Source organism: Streptomyces albidoflavus, assembly GCF_000719955.1.
GTDB classification, from domain to species: domain Bacteria; phylum Actinomycetota; class Actinomycetes; order Streptomycetales; family Streptomycetaceae; genus Streptomyces; species Streptomyces albidoflavus.
In genome coordinates this window covers 184,470-206,983 of record NZ_JOII01000004.1, presented here as the reverse complement: position 1 = coordinate 206,983, position 22,514 = coordinate 184,470, and the positions used below count along the sequence as shown (strand labels likewise).

Below are 22,514 nucleotides of genomic sequence, written 5' to 3'. Positions count from 1 at the left end.
GGAGGTCAGCTCCGCAGATAGGCCAGCACCGCCAGGACCCGCCGGTGGGCGTCACCGTCCACCGGCAGGCCGAGGCGTTGCAGGATGCTGCCGATGTGCTTGTTGACGGCGGCCACCGAGACGTGCAGGGCCCGGGCGATGGCCGCGTTGGACCGGCCCTCGGCCATCAGCGCCAGCACCTCCCGCTCCCGGGGCGTGAGACCGCTCAGCGGGTCCTGCCGGCGTCGCAGCAACTGCCGTACCACCTCCGGGTCCAGGACCGTGCCGCCGCCTGCCACCCGGACCACGGTGTCGGCGAACTCGGTGACCGCCGCCACCCGGTCCTTCAGCAGGTAGCCGATGCCGCGCTGGTCGCCGAGGTCGAGCAGATGGGCGGCGTAGGACTGCTCCAGGTACTGGCTGAGGACGAGGACCGGGAGGTCCGGGCGGTCGCGGCGGAGGGCGACGGCGGCGCGCAGCCCGTCGTCGCCCTGGCCGGGCGGCATGCGGATGTCGGTGAGGACGAGGTCGGGCCGGTGCTCGCCGGCCGCCGCGAGGAGCGCGTCCGCGTCCCCCACCGCCGCGCACACCTGGTGGCCGAAGCGGGTCAGCACGCCCACCAGGCCCTCCCGCATCAGCGCCGAGTCCTCGGCGACCACGACCTTCAGTGACACGGCATCTCCACGTGGAGCAGGGTGGGCCCGCCGGACGGGCTGGACAGCCGCAGTATGCCGTCCGCCGCCGCCACCCGGTCCGCGAGCCCCGTCAGCCCCCGCCCGGCGGGGTCCGCGCCCCCGCTCCCGTCGTCGTGGACGGTCAGCACCAGCGTGTCGGTACGCAGCCGGGCCCGTACCTCGGCGCGGCCCGCGCCGCTGTGCTTGGTCGCGTTGGCCAGCGCCTCGGCGACCACGAAGTACGCGGTGCTCGCGACGGACGCGGGCAGCGGGGCCGGAAGAGCCACGTCGACGGTGACCGGGAGCGGCGAGCGGGCCGTGAGGTTGGTGAGGGCCGCAGCGAGACCCTGGTCGGTCAGGGCGCGAGGGTGGACACCCCGGCTCAGCTCGCGCAGCTCACCGACGGCCGTCGTCAACTCGCCCTGTATGAGATCCAGCCGGCGGCCGAGCGGTGTGCCGGGCCCGGCGTCGAGACGGGCCAGCCCCAGCATCACGTTGACCGACACCAGCCGCTGCTGCGCCCCGTCGTGCAGATCCCGCTCGATCCGGCGCCGTTCGGCGTCGAAGGCACCGACCAGCCGGGCCCGTGAGGCACGGACCTCGGTCAGTTCGGCGTCCCTCGGCGCGAGCACCAGCCGGGTCAGCGCCGCCCGCGCCCCGGCCCAGCCGGTGACGGTGTACGGCGCCGCCGGCAGCAGCGCCAGGCCGATCACCACCCAGGGCCAGGCGCCGGGGTCGTCCAGCGGCGCCGTCACGCACAGCACCGGAAGGGCCAGGGCGAAGGCGAGGACGAGCAGGTCCATCCACCACAGCGCCGTCATGGAGACCGCCGTGAACCCCAGCTCCCGCCAGGTCAGCCGGTCCCGCAACCGGGTCCGCAGCCACGCCCGCGCACCGGGCGCGTTCGGCGCCCGGTGGTCCGTGGCCGCCGGGTCGAGGTCGACCAGCCGCAGCCGCCACCGCTCCACCCGCGCGACCACGCCGCCGCCGAGGACCACGGCGAGCAGTACGACGGCCCCCACCCCGAGCGGCAGCAGCACCAGCCCCGTCAGCAGTCCGGCCACCAGCACCACCAGGGTGAGCGCCCCGACTCCCACCCCGGAGAGCAGATAGGCCAGCGCACGCCACGGCCAGAGCGTGGCGAGGAAGGCGAGAGGGTGATGGGCCAGGGCCTGCCAGGCCGTTCGCGCGTGCATGGACCGACAGTACGGAGCCCGCGCCGCCGGGTCGGTAGTGCCCGCACCACCTTTTCCGTCCCAGTGCCACCACTGCGCCCGGCCCCCTGCGGCCGGTTGGCTCTCGGGCATGACCACGCCCCCACTCCGGCCCCGGCGAAGGCGTTCGCTTCTCCGGGCCGCCGTAGCCGCCCTGCTGTCCGCCGCGCCGCTTCTCGTCCCGGTCCCGGCCCAGGCCGCCCCGCGTGAGGCGCCGGTCCTCGACCGGGCCACCGCCGACCGCTTCGTCCGCGACCATCTGGCCCGTACGGGAGTCCCCGGAGCGACGGTCACCGTGACCCGGGGCGACCGCGTCGTCCTCGCCGCCGGGTACGGGCACACCGCGGCGGGAGAGCCGATGACCGCCCGGACCCCGGTCCCGGTCGCCTCCCTCTCCAAGGCGATGACGGCGCTGGCGGTGACCACCCTCGCCGAGGAAGGCCGCGTCGACCTCGACGCGCCCGTCCGCGAACAGCTCCCCGAGTTCGCCCCCGACGACGCCCGCGCCGCCCGGATCACCCCACGCCAACTCCTCGACCAGACATCGGGGATGGCCGACTCGACCCACCCCGATCTCGCCCTGCCGCAGCCGTCCACCCTGAAAGCCGCCGTCGCCGCCCTCCACGGCACGCGGCTCGCCACCGACCCCGGCACGGCCTGGCACTACCACAACACCAACTACGCCGTCGCCGCGCGCCTCGTCGAGACCGCCACCGGCACCCCGTACGCCGAACACCTGCGCCGGAGCCTCTTCGCGCCGCTCGGCATGACCGGCACCGGGACCGTCGACACCACCGCCGACATGCCCGACGGCGCCCGGGGGTACGTCCGCGCCTACGGGCGGACGATCGAACGCGCCCATCCCCGCCTGTTCACCGCCGGTGGCTTCGGCGTCGTCAGTACCGCAGACGACCTGGGGAAATGGCTCATCGCCCAGCACACCGAGGGGACCTCCGCCACCGGCCGTCGCGCCGCCCCCGCCGAGGCGGTCCGGCTCACCCGCACCCCGCCGCCCGGCCAGACGTACGCGATGGGCTGGAACCGGCGGGAGGAGCAGGGGCAGCCGTTGCGGATCGAGCACACCGGCAGCCTCTTCACCCACAACTCCATGGCCACCCTGCTGCCCGCCTCCGGCGTGGGGATCGCGGTGGTCACCAACACCGGCATGGTCTCCGGGGACGACGCCCCGCTCCTCGTCGACGGCCTGGTCGACCTCGCCGAAGGCAGGACCCCGGCGGGCCGGGCCCCCTTCACCGACACCGCCGACCCGGTCCTCGGCCTCCTCTCCCTGCTCGCCCTGGGGCTTGCGGTACGCGGCGTCCTGCGCGCGGGACGGTGGGCCCGCCGCCCCTGGCGCGGCCTCCCGCGCCCGGCCGCGCGCCTCGCCCCGTACCTCCTCCCAGGCCTGCTCCTCCTCGGACTCCCGGACCTCTTCGGCCTCCTGATGGGCCGCGCGGGAACCCTGGCGCAGATCACCTACGTCTGGCCCGCCTTCTTCCTCTGGTCCGCGACAACCGCCCTGGCAGCCACGGCGGTACTCGCGGCCCGGGGCATCGCCCTCTTCCGGGTGCGCCGGGGACGGGCGGCGGGGGACGGGACAGCGGCGGACGGCGCGTGAGAACGAGGGCGGAACGGACCTCGCCCCTCCCCACCCACGCGGAAAGAGAGCGGGCCCCGGAGCAGCCCCCCGCGCCGCTCCGGAGCCCGCCGGTACAGGGGGCGGGGTCCCGTCAGGGGAACTCCGCCAGCAGCTTGCCCTCCGCGTCGCTGACCCGGACCTTGGGCGTCGGCCCGTCGAACGAGACACCGGATCCCCAGGCGTAGCCCACCGCGTACCCGGGGTTGCCCTCCAGGGTCAGCACCTGGGCGCGGAGCACCTCGCCGTCCACCTCCACCGTCATCCGGGCCGCGCGGCCCGGACCGATGTACAGCGGCCGGAGCAGCGCGCCGGAGCTCTGGATGCTCACCGAACCGGCCGCCTGGTTGCCGTCGCTGACGCTCTTGCAGGTGTCCTCCACGCCGCCCCCGGGCTCGGTCGTGTCACGGTGGCAGACCTGGTCCGCCCCGAGCGTCAGCACCTGCCCGCGCCCGATCTCCACCGGCTCGCCCGCCCCCACCGTCCGTACGGAGGGCCACGGCCGGGCGGACGGCGCGGCCGGCTGGGCCGGGGCGAGCGACGGCGTCGCACGGGGCCCGAGCGCCTCGCCCCCGGCGGAGTCCGCCGCCGGGAGTCCCTCCCCGCCGGGCCACTGCGGCAGCGCGATCGCCACCGCCGCCAGTACGGCCGCCACCGCCGCCGGGACCGCGACCAGGGCACGCCGGGTGCGCACCCGGCGGCGGCCCAGCCTGCGGACGCGCTCCGCCGGGTAGGGCGGTGGCGCCAGCTCCCCGGCGGTCGCCCGCAGGGCACGCCGCAGCGAGGCGGCGGCGTCGTCCTCGGGCCGGCCCGGGTCAGGGGCGTTCATCGGCGGGCTCCTCCCGGCCGGGGCGCGGCTGGAACTCCGCCAGCGCCGGATGGTCGCGGAGTTTGCGCAGGCCACGGCTGGCCTGGCTCTTCACGTTGCCCGGGGAGCAGCCCAGCACCTCGGCGGCCTGCTGTTCGCTCAGGTCCTCCCAGTACCGCAGCACGACCACCGCGCGCTGCCGGGGCGGCAGAGTGCCCAGCGCCTCCAGGAGCAGCGAGCGCTCCTCGGTGCGGGCCGCGCCGCCCTCCTGCGCCCGCTCGGGCAGCCGGGGCGTGAGCAGCTGCACCACCCGCCGCTTGCGGAACCGGCTGAGGTTGTTGTTGACCAGCGCGCGCCGCACGTAGGCGTCGGGCTCGTCCAGGCCCCGCACCCGGGGCCACGCCGGGAACAGCTTGGCCAGCGTCACCTGCACCAGGTCCTCCGCCTCGTGGTGATCCCCGGTCAGCAGGTAGGCGGTCCTCAGCAGCCGGGGCCAGCGGGCGGCGGCGAAGGTCTCGAAGTCGGGCGGGGCCAACTCCGTGCGGGCAGGCCGAAGCCCCGGTGCGGCCCGTTCGGGGAGCCGCACCGGGTGCTCCGGCGAGGAGAGGTCAGTACCGGGCGAGGACACGGCCGGCGGCGTCGTAGACGGTCACGGTCGGCTCGTCCAGCTCTCCGGCGGCGCCCCAGACGTACCCGGTGGCGTAACCGGGGCGCCCGGCCAGGGTGACGACCTGGGCCTCCAGGGTCTGCCCGGCGCCGGTGACGGTCATCCGGGCGGCGCGGCCGGGCCCGATGTAGAGCGGCGAGTACAGCGTGCCGTGCGCCTCGCCGAAGCTCTGGAGGCTGACCGTGCCGGGCGGCTGGTTGCCGTCGGTGACGCTCTTGCAGATGTGCCCGTCCGCCGAACCGACGCACCGCTCGTCACGGGTGAGCGTCATGGCGTAGCCGTGGCCCAGCCGCAGCTTCTCGCCGGGGGCGACCACGACGGCGGACCGGCTCTCGGCCGTGGCCGCCGGGCGGGCGTCGGCGGCGTGGGCCGCCCCGGGGACCAGCAGGCCGGTGACGGCCAGCAGCAGGGCGGCGGCGGGGACGAGCGTTCTCTTCGACATGGTCTTCCCGGATCTGCTCGGTGGATCGCCGTCCCGGGGCATCGGCGCTCCCCGGCACGGTGAGGTGAGTTCCTCGCCCTACTCACCCCGGCGGCAGGCGGGAGGTTGCACGGCCCCGGGACTTTTTCCGGCGGGCGGAGGGCTGTAAGGGCTGGGAGGGACGGTTTTCGGCCGACCCGGAAATGGACGGAACTATTCCGGCACCTGCCCCCGACGGCGGGGGAGCGGGGCGGTGTTCCGGCGGCAACTCAGCCGAACGTCTCCCCGCGACGGTCGGCCGTCCTTCCGGGGGCTCTCCGGCGCGGACGCGATCCGGCCATTCATTTGACGCGCACCTGACACGGGCGGCGGGCTCTGCGAATCTTCCCCTCGGCCACCGCGCGGCACCCCACGGCACCACCGCCACGCGGCCCTCCCCCCACGGTGTTCCTCCGCTTTCCGTTCTGCCCGGGACGGCCACCCGCCGCCCCGTCACCCCCGGACCGCGTACCCCGCGGTCACGCAGAAGGAGTCCGTGTTGAGACCCACCTCCCACCGGCGCGCCGTCGCCGGCGGCGCCCTCGCCGCCGTCACCGCGCTGCTCGCCGTCACCGCCACCACGGCCCCGGCGACCGCGGCCGATCCCGCACCGGCCGCCAAGCCCACCGCGGCGCGTACCGGCGCCCTCCCGGCCGACCTCAGCCCCGCCCAGCGCGCCGCCCTGATCCGCGCCGCCGAGGCGAAGACCGCCTCCGTCGCCGCCGAACTCGGCCTCGGCGCACAGGAGAAGCTGCTCGTCCGCGACGTGGTCAAGGACCGCGACGGCACCCTGCACACCCGCTACGAGCGCACCTGGGCCGGACTCCCCGTGCTCGGCGGTGACCTGGTCGTCGCCGCCGAGCCCGACGGCACGCCCGCGACGGTGACCAAGGCGTCCCGCAACGCCCTCAAGGGCATCGCCACCAAGGCGGAGATCGCCCCCTCGGCCGCGAAGAAGCAGGCGCTGAACGCCGCCGAGGCCCACGACGCGGAGAAGGCCGCCACCGACGGCGCCCCCCGTCAGGTGGTCTGGAACGCCGACGGCAAGCCGGCCCTCGCCTTCGAGACGGTGGTCGGCGGACTCCAGCACGACGGCACCCCCAACGAACTGCACGTCGTCACCGACGCAGCCACCGGCGAGAAGCTCCACGAGTGGCAGGCCGTCGAGAACGGCACCGGCAACACCCAGTACAGCGGCACCGTCACCCTCGGCAGCACCAAGTCCGGCTCCACCTGGAACCTGACCGACGCCGGGCGCGGCAACCACCGCACCAACAACCTCAACCGCTCCACCTCGGGCACCGGCACCCTCTTCTCCGGCCCCGACGACGTCTGGGGCAACGGCCTGGCGAGCAACACCGAGACCGCCGCCGCCGACGCCGCCTACGGCGCCCAGGCCACCTGGGACTACTACAAGGACGTCCACGGCCGCTCCGGCATCCGGGGCGACGGCGTCGGCGCGTACTCCCGCGTCCACTACGGCAACAACTACGTCAACGCCTTCTGGCAGGACAGCTGCTTCTGCATGACCTACGGCGACGGCGCCGGCAACGCCAAGCCGCTCACCTCGCTCGACGTCGCCGCCCACGAGATGACCCACGGCCTGACCTCCGTCACCGCCAAGCTCGTCTACTCCGGCGAGTCCGGCGGCCTCAACGAGGCGACCAGCGACATCCTCGCCGCCGCCGTCGAGTTCCACGAGAACAACGCCGCCGACAAGGGCGACTACCTCATCGGCGAGAAGATCGACATCAACGGCAACGGCACCCCGCTGCGGTACATGGACAAGCCCTCCCGCGACGGCAAGTCCAAGGACTCCTGGTACTCCGGCATCGGCTCCGTCGACGTCCACTACTCCTCGGGCCCGGCCAACCACTTCTTCTACCTGCTCTCCGAGGGCAGCGGGGCCAAGACGGTCAACGGCGTCAGCTACGACTCGCCGACCGCCGACGGCCTGCCCGTCACCGGCATCGGCCGCGACAAGGCCGCGCTGATCTGGTTCAAGGCCCTCACCACCAAGTTCACCTCCACGACCAACTACGCCGGGGCCCGCACCGGCACCCTGGCCGTCGCCGGTGAGCTGTACGGCACCAGCAGCGCCGAGTACAAGGCCGTCCAGGACGCCTGGGCCGGCGTCGCGGTCGGCGCCCGCTCCGGCGGCGGCAGCGGCGGCACCACCTTCGAGAACACCACGGCCGTCGCCATCCCCGACGCCGGCGCCGCGGTCACCTCGGACATCACCGTCACCGGCCGCACCGGCAACGCCCCCGCCGCCCTCCAGGTCACCGTCGACATCAGCCACACCTGGCGCGGCGACCTCGTCATCGACCTGGTCGGCCCCAACGGCACCGCCTACCGGCTGAAGAACGCCAGCTCCTCGGACTCGGCCGACAACGTCCAGGAGACCTACACCGTCAACGCCTCCGCGCAGACCGCCAACGGCACCTGGAAGCTCCGCGTCCAGGACACCGCCCGCTCGGACACCGGCCGCATCAACAGCTGGAAGATCGTCCTGCCGTAACCCCGCCGCACCCCACGCGCGACACCACCGCCGCCCCGGAGCCCCGCGCTCCGGGGCGGCGCCCGTACGGCCTGCGGTCCCTCCCGCGCCCGCTCCGAGCTGCCCGGCCACCCCGGCCCGTCTACTGTGCCGATATGAGCGACGTGACGCAGGGCGAGGAACCCCAGGAGTCCGAGGACGCCACCATGGCCCGGGAGGCGGTCGACGTCTACCTGGCCCGCCAGCTCTCCGAGTGGGAGGGCCAGCTCAGCGCGGCCACCGAAGGCACCTCCGAGTACGACGAGACGGAGAGCTACCTCCGCGCCGAGGAGGGCCGCCGCGCCGCCTGGCGCCGCACCGGCCAACTCGACGCCGCCCTCGCCCTCGCCGTCGACGAACGCGCCCGCGCCGACCTCAAGATGGGCGCCATCGACCCACCACGCCGCGAGGCCATCCGACGAGGGCTGCGGGAGCTGGGGTGGGACCCGGAGGTGAACTCGGACGCGAATGTGCGGTGAGCCGGGAACCGAGGGTGCGTGACCGGGAGCCGGCGACGGGCCGTGCCCGCAGGTACGGCCGCTCCGCGCTCCTCCTGCTGAGCTTCGCCTCCGGTGCCGCCGACGTCCTCGCCGTCGTCGCGCTCGGTGGGGCCTTCGCCGGGATCATGACGGGGAATCTCGTGCTGCTGGGGGCGGCCGCGGCGGGGGAGCGGAGTCAGGGGGCGTGGGCGCCCGCGCTGGCGCTGGGCGGGTATCTGCTGGGGACGGTGCTGGCGGTGCCGCTGACCGGGCGTGGGGGCGGGCGGCGGGTCTGGCCGCGGGGGGTCTTGTGGTGTCTGGGGGCGGAGGCGGTGGTGCTGGCCTCGGTGGCGGTCGTCTGGACGGTCGCGGACCGGCCCGATCCCGGGGGAGTGGCGGCCGGGGTGCTGCTGGTCCCCTTGTCGGCGGCGATGGGGGCGCAGGCGACCACCGTGCTCTCGCTGGGCCGGGAAGGGGCCCCGACCACGTTCTTCACCAGTACGCTCACCTCCCTGGTGGCCGGGTTCGCGGCGCGGCAGCCGGGGGGTGTGGACGGGTGGGCCGTCGCCCGGCTGGCCTGCCTCTTCGCCGGGGCGTGCGGGGCCGTCCTGGTGCGCCGGGCGGTGCCGGACGTGGCGCTCTTCCTGCCGGCGGTGCTGGTGGCGGCGGCGGTCGTGGTGGTCGCGGCGGGGCGTAGGGAATGAGGGGGTGCGCGAGGGCGGTACCGCCACCGGTTCCGGACAGGAGTGCGGAATTCCGCCGACATTTCGCCGTCCTGCGGCCACCCTTGGTCTAGACCTTGACAGGTTCAGATCACTCTCGCTTAGCTGACCGCATCCACGGCGGCGCGCGGCCGATGTCGCGCCGCACTCAAGGAGTGTGATCACGTGATCAGACGTGTCATGAGCCTGTTGATCGCGCTGAGCGCGGTCGTCGCGGCGCTCGTCGTCCTCCCCGCGGCCACCGCACAGGCCGCCGCCTGCGCCAACGCCTGGAACGCCTCCGCCGTCTACACCGGCGGCCAGAGCGCCTCGTACAACGGGCGCAACTACACCGCCAAGTGGTGGACGCAGAACGAACGGCCCGGCAGCTCCGACGTCTGGGCCGACCAGGGCGCCTGTGGCGGCGGGGGCGGGGAGCAGCCCAGCGGCTTCGTCGTGAGCGAGGCCCAGTTCAACCAGATGTTCCCGAACCGGAACTCCTTCTACACCTACAGCGGGCTCACCGCCGCCCTCAGCTCGTACCCGGCCTTCGCCAACACCGGCAGCGACGAGGTCAAGAAGCGCGAGGCCGCCGCCTTCCTCGCCAACGTCAGCCACGAGACGGGCGGCCTCGTCCACATCAAGGAAGTCAACGAGGCCAACTACCCCCACTACTGCGACCGGAACCAGCCCTACGGCTGCCCGGCCGGCCAGGCCGCCTACTACGGCCGCGGCCCCATCCAGCTCAGCTGGAACTTCAACTACAAGGCTGCCGGTGACGCCCTCGGCATCGACCTGCTGAACAACCCCTACCTGGTCGAGCAGAACGCCTCCGTCGCCTGGCGGACCGGCCTGTGGTACTGGAACACCCAGTCCGGCCCCGGCACGATGACCCCGCACAACGCCATCGTCAACAACCGGGGCTTCGGCGAGACCATCCGCTCGATCAACGGCTCGATCGAGTGCAACGGCGGCAACCCGGCCCAGGTGCAGAGCCGCATCGACAAGTTCACCTCCTTCGCGCAGATCCTCGGCACCATCACCGGCTCCAACCTGTACTGCTGACACCGCCTCACCCTCGCGGGGGCGCGCCCGGCCACGCCGCCGGACGCGCCCCCGTTCCCGTCCCCGGGCGGCGCCGCGTCCCACCGGCCGTCCCGTCATCCGAGACCCCGCCGTCCCCTTCTTGACCCGCCCCCGGCCTGCTGCTTTGATCGATGGCATGCCCACGCGACCGGATCTCACGCAGCGACGCCACGTCGACCTTGCGCGTGTCTCCAGCTCCGCCTGTCGCCCCCGAGGCTGACGCCACCCCTCGCCGCCGCCCGGCCCCGCCAAGGGCCGCGCGCCCGCCGGAACCCCGCCTCGTCTCCCGCAGAGGGAGCCCCTGAACGCTGTACGCCGCAGCCCGTCCCGCCCTGGAGCGGCCGGGCGGCCGCCGTGCGTACCGGGGAGGTGGCGTCCGCCGTGCCCGCGTCCTGCCCGTGCCCCGCGGCCGACCGCCTCCCCGCCGTTCGAAGGGCCCCTCCATGGCTACCGTCCTGTCCATCTCCGGCAGTCCCTCCGCCACCTCGCGCACCGCCCGCCTCGCCCGCCACCTCGACGCCAAGCTCACCGCCGCCGGACACCAGGTCGTCCCGCTCGACGTGCGCACCCTGCCCGCCGAGCCCCTGCTCGGCGCCGACTTCGCCCACCCGGCCATCGTCGAGGCCACCGCGCAACTCGCCGCCGCCGACGGCGTCATCGTCGCCACCCCCGTCTACAAGGCCGCCTACTCCGGCCTGCTCAAGGCGCTCCTCGACCTCTTCCCGCAGTACGGGCTGAGCGGCAAGACCGTGCTGCCGCTCGCCACCGGCGGCAGCACCGCCCACGTCCTCGCCCTCGACTACGCGCTCCGCCCGGTCCTCAGCTCCATGGGCGCCGACCACATCCTGCCCGGCTGGTTCACCCTCGACCGCGACATCACCGTCGCCCCCGACGGGTCGGTCACCGTCGCCCCCGGCTCCGCCGAGGCGCTCGGCCGCGTCCTCGACCAGTTCGCCGCCACCCTGCCGCGCACCCCCCTGTACGCCGCCGCGAGCTGACGCCCGCTCCGCTCCGAAGCCCGCCCGCCGCCGACGCGCCCCCCCGCCCCACCGCACCGATCGGAGCCTTCCGTGCCCCTGACCTTCCACTGGTTCCTGCCGACCAACGGCGACAGCCGCCACGTCGTCGGCGGCGGCCACGGCACCCCCGTCAACGAGGCGGGCGGCGACCGCCCGCCGACGATCGCCTACCTCTCCCAGATCGCCCGGGCCGCCGAGCACCTCGGCTTCGAAGGGGCGCTCACCCCCACCGGCGCCTGGTGCGAGGACGCCTGGCTCACCACCGCCATGGTCAGCCAGCAGACCGAGCGCCTGAAGTTCCTCGTCGCCTTCCGCCCCGGCTTCGTCTCCCCGATCCTCGCCGCGCAGATGGCCTCGACCTTCCAGCGCCGCACCGGCGGCCGTCTGCTGCTCAACGTCGTCACCGGCGGCGAGAGCACCGAGCAGCGCGCCTACGGCGACTTCCTCGACAAGGACGCCCGCTACGCCCGTACCGGGGAGTTCCTCGACATCGTCCGCCGCCTCTGGGACGGCGAGAGCGTCGACCACCACGGCAGTCACCTGACCGTCGAGGGTGCCCGCCTCACCCAGCTCCCCGACCCCGTTCCGCAGGTCTACTTCGGCGGCTCCTCACCGGTCGCGGGCGAGATCGCGGCCCGCCACAGCGACGTCTACCTCACCTGGGGCGAACCGCCCGCCCAGGTCGCCGAGAAGATCGCCTGGATCCGGCGGCTCGCCGAGAAGGAGAACCGCACCGTCCGCTTCGGCATCCGGCTGCACGTCATCGCCCGCGACACCTCCGAGCAGGCCTGCGCCGAGGCCGCCCGGCTGCTCTCCGGCTTCGACCAGGAGACCGTACGCTCCGTCCAGGCCGGGCTCGCCCGCAGCGAGTCGGAGGGCCAGCGCCGGATGCTCGCCCTGCACGGCGGCGGCCGTGACGGGCTGGAGATCCACCCCAACCTGTGGGCCGGCATCGGGCTGGTCCGGGGCGGCGCCGGGACGGCACTGGTCGGCAGCCACCAGGAGATCGCCGAGCGGATCGAGGAGTACCACCGCCTCGGCATCGACGAGTTCATCCTCTCCGGCTACCCGCACCTGGAGGAGGCGTACTGGTTCGGCGAGGGCGTCCTGCCGCTGCTCGCCGCCCGCGGGCTGTGGACCCGCCCGGGCGCGCCGGCCGCCGCCGCTCCCGCCCAGGTCCCCTTCGCCGCCGCGAGCTGACCGCCCGCCGCGCGGACGTCCGCTCCGGCCGGCCGGGGCCGGAGTGGACGTACCCCGTACCCGCGCTGGCATGATGCGGGCCATGAACGATCGCATCATCGCCGCCTGTGACGGAGCCTCCAAGGGAAACCCGGGCAAGGCCGCCTGGGGCTGGGTCGCCGCCGACGCCCACGGCAGCCCTGAGCGCTGGGCCGCCGGACCACTCGGCACCGCGACCAACAACGTCGCCGAGCTGACCGCCCTCGAAGAGCTCCTGAAGGCCACCGACCCGTCCGTCCCCCTGGAGGTGCGGATGGACTCGCAGTACGCGATGAAGGCGGTCACCACCTGGCTGCCCGGCTGGAAGCGGAACGGCTGGCGGACCAGCGCGGGCAAGCCCGTCGCCAACCAGGAACTGGTGGTCGCCATCGACACCCTGCTGGCCGGGCGGGACGTCACCTTCGTCCACGTCGCCGCCCACCAGGTCGGCGGCGACGCCCTCAACGCCCTCGCCGACCAGGCCGCCACCGACGTCGCCGCCTCCCAGGAGGCGGCGAGCAGCGAACTCGGCTCGCCCTGGCCCCAGCCCGACCCCTCCCGCGCCGCCGCCCCCAAGGCCAGGTCCAAGGGCGGCGCCCGCACCGGTACGCGCAAGAGCGGAACCGGAAGCGGAGGCACCGGACGCGCCATCAGCGCCAAGTTCCCCGGCCGCTGCGCCTGCGGCCGGCCCTACGCGGCGGGCGAGAAGATCACCAAGAACGGCAGCAGCTGGGGCCACCCGGAGTGCCGTGAGGCGGTCACCGCGGGCTGACCCCGCCCGGCCGGCCCCCGGCCGCTGCCTCCAGACCGTCCAGCAGCAGCGCGAGCCCGGCCGCGTGGGTGGCCTCCATCCGCTCCTCCCACGAGGCCGGCGCCCCGTCCGTGCCCGCCTCCCCGGCGGAGAGCCGTACCGAGAGCGGGAACCGCTCCGCGAAGTCCGGCGCCACCTCGCCGAGCCGTGCCGCGCGCTCCGCCCACCACTCGGTGTCCGCCACCCCGGTCGCCGCCGCCGCGAGCCGCGCCTCGGCCCGCGTCCGCGCCCCGCCCCGCACCAGGTCGAAGAGGGCGGCCGCCGCCGCCCGCAGCGTGCTCGCGGGCAGCCCCGTCGCGAAGAGGACGCCCGCCAGCGCCTCCATCACCCGCTGCTCGCAGGGCCCCAGCACCGGCCGCGCGTACGAGACCTGGAGCAGCCAGGGATGGCGCAGGTAGAGCGCGCGCAGATCGGCCGCCCAGGCGGTCGCCGCCGCCCGCCAGCCGTCGTCCTGCGGGTACGCGCCGGGCAGCTCCGCGTGGGCCCGGTCGTACATCAGGTCCACCAGCTCCGCCTTGCCCGGCACGTAGGTGTACAGCGCCATCGACGAACGGCCCAGCCGGTCGGCGACCGCCCGCATCGACAGGGCCGCCACCCCGCCCTCGTCGGCCACCTCGACGGCCGCCGCGACCACCGCCGCCACACTCAGCGCGGGCTTCGGCCCCGGCGCCGTCCGCTCGCCCCCGGCCTCCCCCTCGCCCCACAGCAACGCCAGCGACCGAGTCGCGTCCCCCTGACCGGCGATGATGCTCAACGCTTCCACCTCCTTAGGCCGCACGCTGCCGATCGCGCACGACTTCTTACGCCGTACGGTATCGTCTGGCCCGCAATTCCTTACGCTGTACGGAATCAGATCGGCGTTCCGTGTCCGCACGAAGGACGCCCGGCCAGGGGAGGCCCCATGCCCAGCGCGACCCTGCACGACGGCACACGCGTCGGCTACGAGATCCAGGGGAGCGGACCGGCCGTCCTGCTCCCCGTCGACCCGGTGCCCAAGGAGGGTGCCCGCGCCGAGGAACTGCGCCGCTGGGGCATGGACCCGGCGCTGGGCCGCACCCTGGCCGACGGGCTCGGCGACACCTTCCAGGTGATCGCCTTCGACTACGAGGGCCACCGTATGAACCACCCCGCCGCCGCCCTCACCCCCGACCACCTCGCCGCCGACCTCCTGGCCGTCGCCGACGCGGCCGGGGCCGGCCGCTTCGCCTACTACGGCTACTCGTGGCTCGCCCTCGCCGGACTCCAGCTCGCCCTGCGCACCGACCGCCTCGCCGCCCTCGCCATGGGCGGCTTCCCGCCGCTCGGCGGCCCGTACGCGCAGATGCTCCAGGTCACCGCCGCCGCCCACGCCATGGCCCGGCGCCCGAAGGACCCCGCGGGCTCCGGCGAGGGAGGGGAGTACGACTGGTCCAGCGTGGAGATCGCGGCGGACGGCGCCCAGACCGCCCAGTTCCTCGGCCTCTACCAGTCCCTCACCGGATTCGACGAGGCGGCGGCGCAGAGCCGCATCGGCTGCCCCCGGCTCTGCTTCGCCGGCTCGGCGGACGTGATCCCCTACGGACCCGAATGGGGCGGCGTGACCGTCGACATGGCCGGCCCCCTGACCCGTGACCGCGCCCGTCTGGAGGCGGCGGGCTGGCAGGTCCGGGTCCTGGACGGCCTCGACCACACCGGCGCCATGCAGCCCGGCGCGGTCCTGCCCGTGCTCAGGCCCTGGCTGACAGAGGTGTACGCGGACTGAAAGCGCCGCTCCCGAGGCAGCGGCGGCGGCTCACCGGTCCAGCTCCTGGTGAGCGGTCTCCGGCAGCCGCAGGTAGACCACGGACGAGATCAGGCACAGCACACTCACGTACCAGGGGAACAGCCCCGGGTGGCCGAGATCCTTGAAGAGCGTCCCCATGTACGGGGCCGTGCCGCCGAACAGGGCGACGGTCAGCGAGTAGGGGAAGCCGATCCCGGCCGCCCGCACCCGCGCAGGGAACACCTCGGCGTTGACCGCGGCCGAGATCGAGGTGAACCCGGTCAGCAGCACCATCCCCGCCAGCTGCACCAGCAGCAGCGACAGCACCGACCCGGTCAGCGACCGCAGCAGCGCCACCGACAGCAGGGCGAACCCGAGCCCGAAGAAGAGCAGCAGCGGCTTGCGCCCGTACCGGTCGGACAGCATCCCGCCCACCGGCTGGAGCAGCGCGAAGACAGCCAGCGAGACGGTACCGACGAGCAGGGCGTCCGCCTTGTCCATGCCGACGTTCAGTTCGGCGTAGGTCGGCAGGTAGGAGGTCCAGGTGTAGTAGGCGAGCGTGCCGCCGGCCGTGATCCCGCAGATCAGCAGGGACTGGCGCGGGTGGTGGCGCAGGGCGTCGAACAGCCGGGGCTTGGGGGCGCGTCGCTGCTCCTCGCTGCGGGTCTCGTGCGCACCCTGCCGGATCCAGAAACCGACCAGGCTCAGCACGGCACCGAGGACGAAGGGGACCCGCCACCCCCAGCCCTCCATCTGCCCCGCCGACAGCGAGGAGACGAGCAGCGCGGCGACCCCCGAGGCGGCCAGCTGGCCGATGGTGGTCGACACGTACTGGAAACTCGAGAAGAGGCCGCGCCTGCCCGGCCCGGCCGACTCCACCAGGAACGTGGTCGAGGCGGCGAACTCCCCGCCGACGGAGAGCCCTTGCAGCAGCCGCGCGACCACCAGCACCACCGGCGCCAGCAACCCCGCCGAGGCGTAGCTGGGCGTGAGCCCCACCAGCAGACTGCTCCCGCCCATCAGCAGAATCGTCACCGTCAGCGCCGCCCGCCGCCCGTGCCGGTCGGCGACGGCCCCCATCAACAGACCGCCCACCGGCCGCATGAAGAACCCCACCGCGAAGACGGCGAAGGTGGAGAGCAACGGCACCAGCGAGTCGTCGGCGTCGGCGGGAAAGACCTGGGCGGCGATGTAGGTCGCCAGAAAGGTGTAGGCGTACCAGTCGTACCACTCGACAGCATTGCCGACGGAGGCGGCGAGGAGCTGGCGGACGGGCTGGGCGGGGCGGTCCGAAACCGTGACGGTGTCTGTCATGGTCCTGACCTTTCCCCCGCATCCCCCCTGCTCACCCGCGCTTTGACGGAGTCGACACACTCCCGTCACCCGAGCCGCCTTCCGCCGCCGGCGGGCTCTGCCGTTCGGTGCGGCCCCCTGGGTGGGCCGTGAGCTGACTGCCCGTCGGCGCCCTGGCGTGGCGTAGGCGCGACCGCACCGGAGCACTCTTCGACCCTCCCATTGTTGACGCTGTAAACATCGCATCCTATAGTCATGTGAACGGCGCTTACATGAGTGTGAGGAACCTCCATGCCCGCAGACCAGCAGCGCACCGACACCGACACCGTCAAGGTCGACCTGGGGGGCCGCGAGGTCGCCGTTCCGAAGGGGGGCCTGTACGACCGGTACCGGATGCGGCCCGACCTCGACGCGATCGCCCGTGACCCGCGCGTCAGCGGGGTGGACTTCTTCCGTCCGCTGCCCAAGGCCAAGGTCGACTCCCCGGTCGGCCCCACCCTGACACCGAACTTCTACTACGCCCTCTCCAGCGCACGGCTGACGATGCTCGCGCCGGCCGACGCCATCCGGGCCCGCCTGCCCGGGGAGCTGTCGCCGCTGGAGGTGGTGCCCGGCCTCGGGCTGGTCTCGGTGATGTTCTTCCGGTACGACGTGTGCGACATCGATTTCTACACCGAGGCGGCCGTCGGCATCGCGGTCAGGCCCGCACGCCACGGCAGGCTCGGCTTCCTCGACCTCGTCACCGGGCTGAAGAACGAGGACCTCCACTCGTACGTGCTGTCGCTGCCGGTGAGTTCGGAGATCGCGCAGGTCCGTGGGCACGACGGCTACGGCTTCCCCAAGTGGGTCACCGGCCTCGACGTGGAGATCGATCACCGGCGGACGACGGCGCGTGTCGCCAACGACTCCGGTGGGCTCGACCTGGCGCTCCAGGCGCCGACCCCGCGGCAGACCTCACAGGCCAGCGGGGAGCGGGTCACTTCGCTCACCTCGTACACGACGATCAACGGCGGGTGGCACTCGACCCTCAACCAGACCCACGTGCTGAACGCCGGTACCACGCGCAGCACCAAGGGCGTCTCCCTCCAACTCGGTGAAGGCCGCATGTCCGACGATCTGCGCTCGCTCAGGCCGAAGCGAACGATCCAGTTCGACGTGATGACCGAAGGTCAGGCCGCCCTGCACATGCCGGTCCCCACCTCGGTCCCGTACCGGAACAAGTGAGTACGTGAGAAGGAGCCCTGACATGACCACCGCAACCGCCACCCCGAAGGCCCCGCGCGGCCCGTCCCTGCCCGCCACCGTCACCCCGGCTCTCCTGGAGCGGCTGGTGGCCCGGGTCTCGGCCTCGCCGGACGCCGCGAGGGTCACCACCACGGCCCCCTACACCGGCGCTCCGCTGGCGGACCTGCCCGTCTCCACCCCCGCCGATGTCGAGGCGGCGTTCGCCCGTGCCCGCACCGCCCAGCGACAGTGGGCCGCCACCCCCGTCGCGGAGCGCAAGAAGATCCTGCTGCGCTACCACGACCTGGTCCTGGCCCGTCAGGACGAGGCGCTGGACCTGATGCAGGCGGAGAACGGCAAGACCCGCCGCGACGCCTTCCTGGAGATCCTCGACATCGGCATCGTCTCCCGCTACTACGCCCGCACCGCCGCCACCTACCTCCGGCCCAAGCGCCGCCGCGGCGCCATCCCCCTGCTCACCCACACCACCGAACTACGCCACCCCAAGGGCGTCGTCACGGTCATCTCTCCCTGGAACTACCCCCTCAGCATGGCCGCCGGCGACACCATCGCCGCCCTCATGGCCGGCAACGCCGTCGTCCAGAAGCCCGACACCCAGACCGGGCTGACCGCCCTGTGGTCCGTGGAGCTGATGTACGAGGCCGGGCTGCCCCGGGACGTATGGCAGATGGTGATCGGCCGGGGCAGCTCCATCGGCGCCGCCCTGATGGACAACGCCGACTACATGATGTTCACCGGCTCCACCGCCACCGGCCGCCAGATCGCCGCCGACGCGGGAAAACGCCTGATCGGCGCCTCCCTCGAACTCGGCGGCAAGAACCCCATGATCGTCCTCGCGGACGCCGACATCGACAAGGCCGCCGCCGACGCCGTCGCCGCCTGCTTCCCCTCCGCCGGCCAGCTCTGCGTCTCCGTCGAACGCCTCTATGTCGCCGAGTCCGTCCGCGACAAGTTCGTCGCCGCCTTCGTCGCCCGCACGAAGAAGCTGAGGATCGGCGCCGGTTACGACTTCGGCTACGACGTCGGCAGCCTCACCACTGCGGCCCAGCTGGACACCGTCACCACCCACATCGCCGACGCCACCACCAAGGGCGCCACGATCCTCGCCGGAGGCAGGGCGCGACCCGACCTCGGCCCCCTCTTCCACGAGCCGACCATCCTCACCGACGTCACCCCCGGCATGACGCTGTACGACCACGAGACCTTCGGCCCCGTCGTGTCGATCCACCCCTTCCGCGACGAGGAGGAGGCGATCTCCCTTGCCAACGCCAGTTCCTACGGCCTCAACGCCAGCGTGTGGAGCCGTAACGGAGCACGCGGCCGGGCCGTCGCCGCCCGGGTGCACGCCGGAACCGTCAACGTCAACGAGGCGTTCGCCGCCGCCTGGGGCAGCGTGGACGCGCCGATGGGCGGCATGGGCGACTCCGGGCTCGGCCGCCGTCACGGCGCCGACGGCATCCTCAAGTACACCGAAGCTCAGACCGTCGCCCACCAGCGCATCCAGGGCTTCACCCCGCCCGCCGGCCTCCACCCCGAGAATTGGGCCACCCTCCTCACCCGGAGCCTCAAGCTCCTCAAGGCAGCCGGTCTGCGCTGAAGGAAAGGGGCTGGACCTGTCAGTCCCGTGGGGGCGCCGGCAAGCCCGGTTGGCTGCGGCAGGTCACGTCCGTCCCCGGAGGCGGGTCAAGGGCGGGGGAAGTGCACGAACCCGAACACGTCGTCGACGAGGGCGGTGAGGGGGTGGTCCGTGTCGTTGTCGGACCAGCGCATCAGGGCCACGTCGAAACAGCCCAGGGCGGTGTTGATCATCGTGTGGGCTCTGAGTTCCGCCTCGGGGCCCTCGGGGGTGGTCCGGGAGACGATCTCGGGCGCGAGGGCGTCGGTCCAGGCCAGGTGCTTCTCCAGGTAGCGCGCACGCAGGCCGGGGTTGCGGCAGATGACGCGGGCCGCCCGCTTCCAGTGGCCCTGGTCGGCGTCCAGCTGGTGCGCCGCCGTCCGGAAGGTGGCCCGCAGGGCGTCCCACGGAGGCAGGTCGTCGAGGTGCCGGAGCAGTTCGCCGCGCACCTCCTCGGCGGAGGGGATGCGGTCCCCGAAGACCACGTCCTCCTTGCTGCTGAAGTAACGGAAGAAGCTGCGCTGGGAGATGCCCGCCGCCGCCACGATGTCGGCCACGGTGACCTGGTCGAAGCCGGCGCGGTCGAAAAGGTCCAGGGCCGTGTCGGCCAGGGCTTCGGTGACGGCCCGGCGGGTCTTCATGCGCAGGCCGGGTGCGGTGCTCTCCCTCATGCGGCAAGGCTATCAATCAATGTCACAACTGGCAGGCTGTGTCACATGTGGCGTACGCTGCCAGAAGGCGGCTGGGGCGCCCCGTGCGGGCAGCGTTCGCGTCCGGGCCCTTCGTGGGCCGGACGACTGATCCGTTTCGGTACGAGGGAGGTCTGTGATGACCAGGGTGTTGTTCGTCGTGTCCGCGGCTGACCGGTGGACGTTGCGGGACGGCCAGGTGCATCCGTCCGGGTTCTGGGGCGAGGAACTGGCGATGCCCCACAAGATCTTTTCGCGGGCGGGGTGGGAGACCACCCTCGCGACGCCGGGCGGGACGGTGCCGACGCTGGACCGGCTGAGCATGTCAAGGACCGCCGGCCTGCCGTCCAAGCTGCGCGAGGTGTCCGCGTACCTGGACGAGATCCAGGGCGAGTTGGACGATCCCCGGTCGCTGGACGAGATCGACCCGGACGACTTCGACGTGGTGTTCTACCCTGGCGGGCACGGGCCGATGGAGGACCTGTCGGTGGACCCGGTCTCCGGTGCCCTGCTCACCCGGGTGCTCGCCTCGGGCAAGCCGCTGGCGCTGCTGTGCCACGCTCCGGCGGCGACGTTCGCGGCGGAGAACCCGGACGGGTCGTGGCCGCTCGACGGGTACCGGATGACCGGCCTGTCGAACCTGGAGGAGAAGTTCAACAGCTTCGGCCGCAAGGCGAAGTGGCTCCTGGAGGACCGGCTGCGGGAGAGCGGCGCCGACTACACCAAGGCGTTGCTGCCGCTGCGTCCGTGCGTGGTGGTCGACCGCAACCTGTACACGGGACAGAACCCGCCCTCCTCCGAACGTCTCGCCGAACGCCTCGTCACCGACGTCGAAGGTGCGGCGCGAACCGCCTGACCGGCGGGGCTCTCCGCCGCAGCCGTCCGCCGCACCTCCACCCGCCACTCCCCGGAAGGAAGCGATGACCAGCCGCATCACTCTGCTCGGCGCCACCGGCTACACCGGTGGCCTCGTCCTGGAGGCCCTGCTCCGCCAGGGCGTCAGGCCGACGATCGCCGGACGCAACCCGGCCGCGCTGACGGCGCTGGCCGAAGACTCCGGCGGACTCGACCATGTGGTCGTCGACGCCGTGCGCCCCGACGACCTGAGGAAGCACCTCGGCCACGGTGACGTACTGATCACCACCGTCGGCCCCTTCGAGCGCTACGGCTTCCCCGTCGCGCAGGCCGCCGCCGACGCGGGCGCCCACTACCTCGACTCCACCGGCGAAGTCGGCTTCGTCCGCGCCCTGCACGCCCGGCATCACCAGCGGGCGCGGGAGGTGGGCGCGGTGATGCTGCCGGCCTTCGGCTACGACTACGTCCCCGGCGTCCTCGCCGCCGCCCTCGCCCTGCAGGAGGCGGGGCCGTCCGCACACGCTGTCGACATCGGCTACTTCGCCTCCGGCCCGCTGGCGCGGGGGATCAGCCAGGGCACGCGCACCACCATGCGGGACGGCCTGACCCTCCCCTCACCGCGCCGCCAGCACCACCAGTTGGTCGACGAACGCACCGCGTCCCGCGTCCGCCGCTTCACCGTGCGAGGCCGCAGCAGGTCGGCGTTCCTCGTCTCCGGCACCGAAGTGCTGTTCCTGCCGGAGGAGTTCCCCACGCTGGAGGCCGTCACCGTCTACAACGGCTGGTTCCCCGCCCTCAGCCGTCCGCTCTCCCTCTACTCGGCCCTGGTCAGTGCCGCCAAGCGCCTGCCGGCGGGCGACAGGATCGCCGACGTGCTGACCAGCCCGGTCCTCCTCGGCCCGCCGGGCGGCCCCGACGCGGCCCTGCGGGCGCGCATCCCGTCCCACGTCGTCGCCGTCGCGTCCGGGGCCCAGGGAGCCGACCCGCTCGCCGAGGTCCATCTGGTCGGGCCCAACCCCTACAGCCTCACCGGCGAACTCCTCGCCTGGGCCGCAGGCCGGCTCGCGACCGGTTCCGGCGTCACCCCCGGTGTCGTCGGGCCCACCACCGCCTTCGGTGTCGACACCCTCCGCCAGGGGTGCGCCGAATTCGGACTCGTCACGGCCTGACCTGCGGGTCGGGCGTCCTTCAGGCCGAGTCCCCGCGAGCGCGGCGACGGGATGCGTGAGCACGCCGTAGGCGGCGGCGGGTACCGCCAGTCCGACGCTGCCGGGCACGCTGATCGCCAGGGCCATGGAGGCGGCGCTGTGGTGCACGCCGATCTCCATCGAGCAGGCGAGCGACTGCCGCTCGGTGTGGCAGGACGCAGTCGATCGTCAGGCCCGCCATGCAGAAGGCCCGTGCCGCCGGACCCACGTCCGCGAGGTGGTCGACGAGGTTGCTCCCGCTCGGCCACCAGTGCCCCGATGACCACGGCGACCAGGAGTGCCCGCGTGGCGCCCGTCCGGGGCCGCCGCCGGTGGCCCCGTGTCGCCGTGCGGGCGGCGAACCCCGGGGCAATGATGGGTGTGCGGCGCTGCGCGGGGCACAGGGCCGGCAGCACAGCTCTGTGAGGTGCATCCCAAGATGTGAGCAGCGCAAACATTCGGGTGTACGGTGGTGGCTCAGGTGCCTGTCGGAGCTGAGGGCCGGGTGCCCGGAGGCTCTGGCCTCGCCCACTGTGGGGCGCGTTTCCACGGGCCTGAAGATCCTCGAGCGCCGTCCGGGCGTCAAGCAGACACAAGA

General features: G+C 73.5%; 22 protein-coding genes. 14 read left to right on the top strand and 8 right to left on the bottom strand.

Features of this window, described 5'->3' with window-relative positions; translation table 11 throughout:
- Window positions 1-5 precede the first annotated feature (5 nt).
- Window positions 6-653 (bottom strand): response regulator, encoded by a 648-nt coding sequence (locus tag IF45_RS0105805; protein ID WP_018468722.1) that lies wholly within the window; start codon window positions 651-653, stop codon window positions 6-8.
- On the bottom strand, window positions 644-1,849 hold the full coding sequence (locus IF45_RS0105800) for a sensor histidine kinase (protein ID WP_030305958.1): 1,206 nt from the start codon (window positions 1,847-1,849) through the stop codon (window positions 644-646). Before IF45_RS0105800 ends, IF45_RS0105805 begins: the two co-directional genes overlap by 10 nt.
- Before the next feature lie 109 nt (window positions 1,850-1,958).
- Between IF45_RS0105800 and IF45_RS0105795 the strand changes: the two genes are divergently transcribed.
- Window positions 1,959-3,485: a serine hydrolase domain-containing protein gene (locus tag IF45_RS0105795; protein ID WP_030305956.1), complete on the top strand. Its 1,527-nt coding sequence runs from the start codon at window positions 1,959-1,961 to the stop codon at window positions 3,483-3,485.
- A 112-nt stretch (window positions 3,486-3,597) separates the two neighbouring features.
- Here IF45_RS0105795 and IF45_RS0105790 read toward each other — a convergent pair whose 3' ends face one another.
- From IF45_RS0105790 to IF45_RS0105780, 3 genes are all read right to left on the bottom strand, one after another.
- Window positions 3,598-4,332 (bottom strand): hypothetical protein, encoded by a 735-nt coding sequence (locus IF45_RS0105790; RefSeq protein WP_008409374.1) that lies wholly within the window; start codon window positions 4,330-4,332, stop codon window positions 3,598-3,600.
- Window positions 4,319-4,846 (bottom strand): SigE family RNA polymerase sigma factor, encoded by a 528-nt coding sequence (locus IF45_RS0105785; RefSeq protein ID WP_010640239.1) that lies wholly within the window; start codon window positions 4,844-4,846, stop codon window positions 4,319-4,321. The genes IF45_RS0105790 and IF45_RS0105785 overlap by 14 nt, the downstream gene beginning before the upstream one ends.
- 73 nt (window positions 4,847-4,919) lie before the next feature.
- The gene (locus IF45_RS0105780; RefSeq protein ID WP_008409372.1) at window positions 4,920-5,420 is read right to left on the bottom strand and encodes a hypothetical protein; all 501 of its coding nucleotides are present in this window, start codon (window positions 5,418-5,420) and stop codon (window positions 4,920-4,922) included.
- A 517-nt stretch (window positions 5,421-5,937) separates the two neighbouring features.
- On the opposite strand from IF45_RS0105780, the gene IF45_RS0105775 reads away from it, so the two are divergent.
- From IF45_RS0105775 to IF45_RS0105745, 8 genes are all read left to right on the top strand, one after another.
- Window positions 5,938-7,959 (top strand): M4 family metallopeptidase, encoded by a 2,022-nt coding sequence (locus tag IF45_RS0105775; protein ID WP_030305954.1) that lies wholly within the window; start codon window positions 5,938-5,940, stop codon window positions 7,957-7,959.
- Window positions 7,960-8,093: 134 nt separating this feature from the next.
- The gene (locus tag IF45_RS0105770; protein ID WP_010640232.1) at window positions 8,094-8,456 is read left to right on the top strand and encodes a hypothetical protein; all 363 of its coding nucleotides are present in this window, start codon (window positions 8,094-8,096) and stop codon (window positions 8,454-8,456) included.
- A gap of 14 nt (window positions 8,457-8,470) precedes the next feature.
- A complete protein-coding gene (locus tag IF45_RS0105765) occupies window positions 8,471-9,160 on the top strand; it encodes a YoaK family protein (protein ID WP_242534216.1) in 690 nt (229 codons plus the stop codon).
- Window positions 9,161-9,343: 183 nt separating this feature from the next.
- Entirely contained in the window at window positions 9,344-10,222 is an 879-nt protein-coding gene (locus tag IF45_RS0105760) for a glycoside hydrolase family 19 protein (protein WP_030305950.1), read from the top strand.
- A gap of 157 nt (window positions 10,223-10,379) precedes the next feature.
- Entirely contained in the window at window positions 10,380-10,463 is an 84-nt protein-coding gene (locus tag IF45_RS34375; protein WP_350495122.1) for a putative leader peptide, read from the top strand.
- Window positions 10,464-10,686: 223 nt separating this feature from the next.
- Window positions 10,687-11,241, top strand: coding sequence for an NADPH-dependent FMN reductase (gene ssuE / locus IF45_RS0105755; RefSeq protein ID WP_010640227.1), 555 nt, complete (start codon window positions 10,687-10,689; stop codon window positions 11,239-11,241).
- Between the two features lie 72 nt (window positions 11,242-11,313).
- Entirely contained in the window at window positions 11,314-12,462 is a 1,149-nt protein-coding gene (locus tag IF45_RS0105750) for an LLM class flavin-dependent oxidoreductase (RefSeq protein ID WP_030305948.1), read from the top strand.
- Between the two features lie 70 nt (window positions 12,463-12,532).
- Window positions 12,533-13,252: a ribonuclease H family protein gene (locus IF45_RS0105745; protein ID WP_018468709.1), complete on the top strand. Its 720-nt coding sequence runs from the start codon at window positions 12,533-12,535 to the stop codon at window positions 13,250-13,252.
- On the opposite strand, the gene IF45_RS0105740 is transcribed toward IF45_RS0105745, so the two are convergent.
- Window positions 13,239-14,045: a TetR/AcrR family transcriptional regulator gene (locus IF45_RS0105740; protein WP_030305946.1), complete on the bottom strand. Its 807-nt coding sequence runs from the start codon at window positions 14,043-14,045 to the stop codon at window positions 13,239-13,241. The genes IF45_RS0105745 and IF45_RS0105740 overlap by 14 nt on opposite strands.
- A 147-nt stretch (window positions 14,046-14,192) precedes the next feature.
- On the opposite strand from IF45_RS0105740, the gene IF45_RS0105735 reads away from it, so the two are divergent.
- Window positions 14,193-15,032 (top strand): alpha/beta fold hydrolase, encoded by an 840-nt coding sequence (locus IF45_RS0105735; protein ID WP_030305944.1) that lies wholly within the window; start codon window positions 14,193-14,195, stop codon window positions 15,030-15,032.
- A gap of 30 nt (window positions 15,033-15,062) precedes the next feature.
- Here IF45_RS0105735 and IF45_RS0105730 read toward each other — a convergent pair whose 3' ends face one another.
- On the bottom strand, window positions 15,063-16,346 hold the full coding sequence (locus tag IF45_RS0105730; protein WP_010640221.1) for an MFS transporter: 1,284 nt from the start codon (window positions 16,344-16,346) through the stop codon (window positions 15,063-15,065).
- A gap of 270 nt (window positions 16,347-16,616) precedes the next feature.
- Here IF45_RS0105730 and IF45_RS0105725 point away from each other — a divergent pair, with 270 nt between their 5' ends.
- Together IF45_RS0105725 and IF45_RS0105720 are read left to right on the top strand one after the other, a co-directional pair.
- Window positions 16,617-17,549: an acetoacetate decarboxylase family protein gene (locus tag IF45_RS0105725; RefSeq protein ID WP_030305942.1), complete on the top strand. Its 933-nt coding sequence runs from the start codon at window positions 16,617-16,619 to the stop codon at window positions 17,547-17,549.
- Between the two features lie 22 nt (window positions 17,550-17,571).
- On the top strand, window positions 17,572-19,167 hold the full coding sequence (locus tag IF45_RS0105720) for a succinic semialdehyde dehydrogenase (protein WP_008409360.1): 1,596 nt from the start codon (window positions 17,572-17,574) through the stop codon (window positions 19,165-19,167).
- Window positions 19,168-19,253: 86 nt separating this feature from the next.
- Here IF45_RS0105720 and IF45_RS0105715 read toward each other — a convergent pair whose 3' ends face one another.
- Window positions 19,254-19,856, bottom strand: a complete 603-nt coding sequence (locus IF45_RS0105715) for a TetR family transcriptional regulator (RefSeq protein WP_008409359.1) — start codon at window positions 19,854-19,856, stop codon at window positions 19,254-19,256.
- A gap of 157 nt (window positions 19,857-20,013) precedes the next feature.
- Between IF45_RS0105715 and IF45_RS0105710 the strand changes: the two genes are divergently transcribed.
- Window positions 20,014-20,730, top strand: coding sequence for a type 1 glutamine amidotransferase domain-containing protein (locus tag IF45_RS0105710; protein ID WP_008409357.1), 717 nt, complete (start codon window positions 20,014-20,016; stop codon window positions 20,728-20,730).
- Between the two features lie 64 nt (window positions 20,731-20,794).
- Window positions 20,795-21,898 (top strand): saccharopine dehydrogenase family protein, encoded by a 1,104-nt coding sequence (locus IF45_RS0105705; protein WP_008409356.1) that lies wholly within the window; start codon window positions 20,795-20,797, stop codon window positions 21,896-21,898.
- Window positions 21,899-22,514 lie beyond the last annotated feature (616 nt).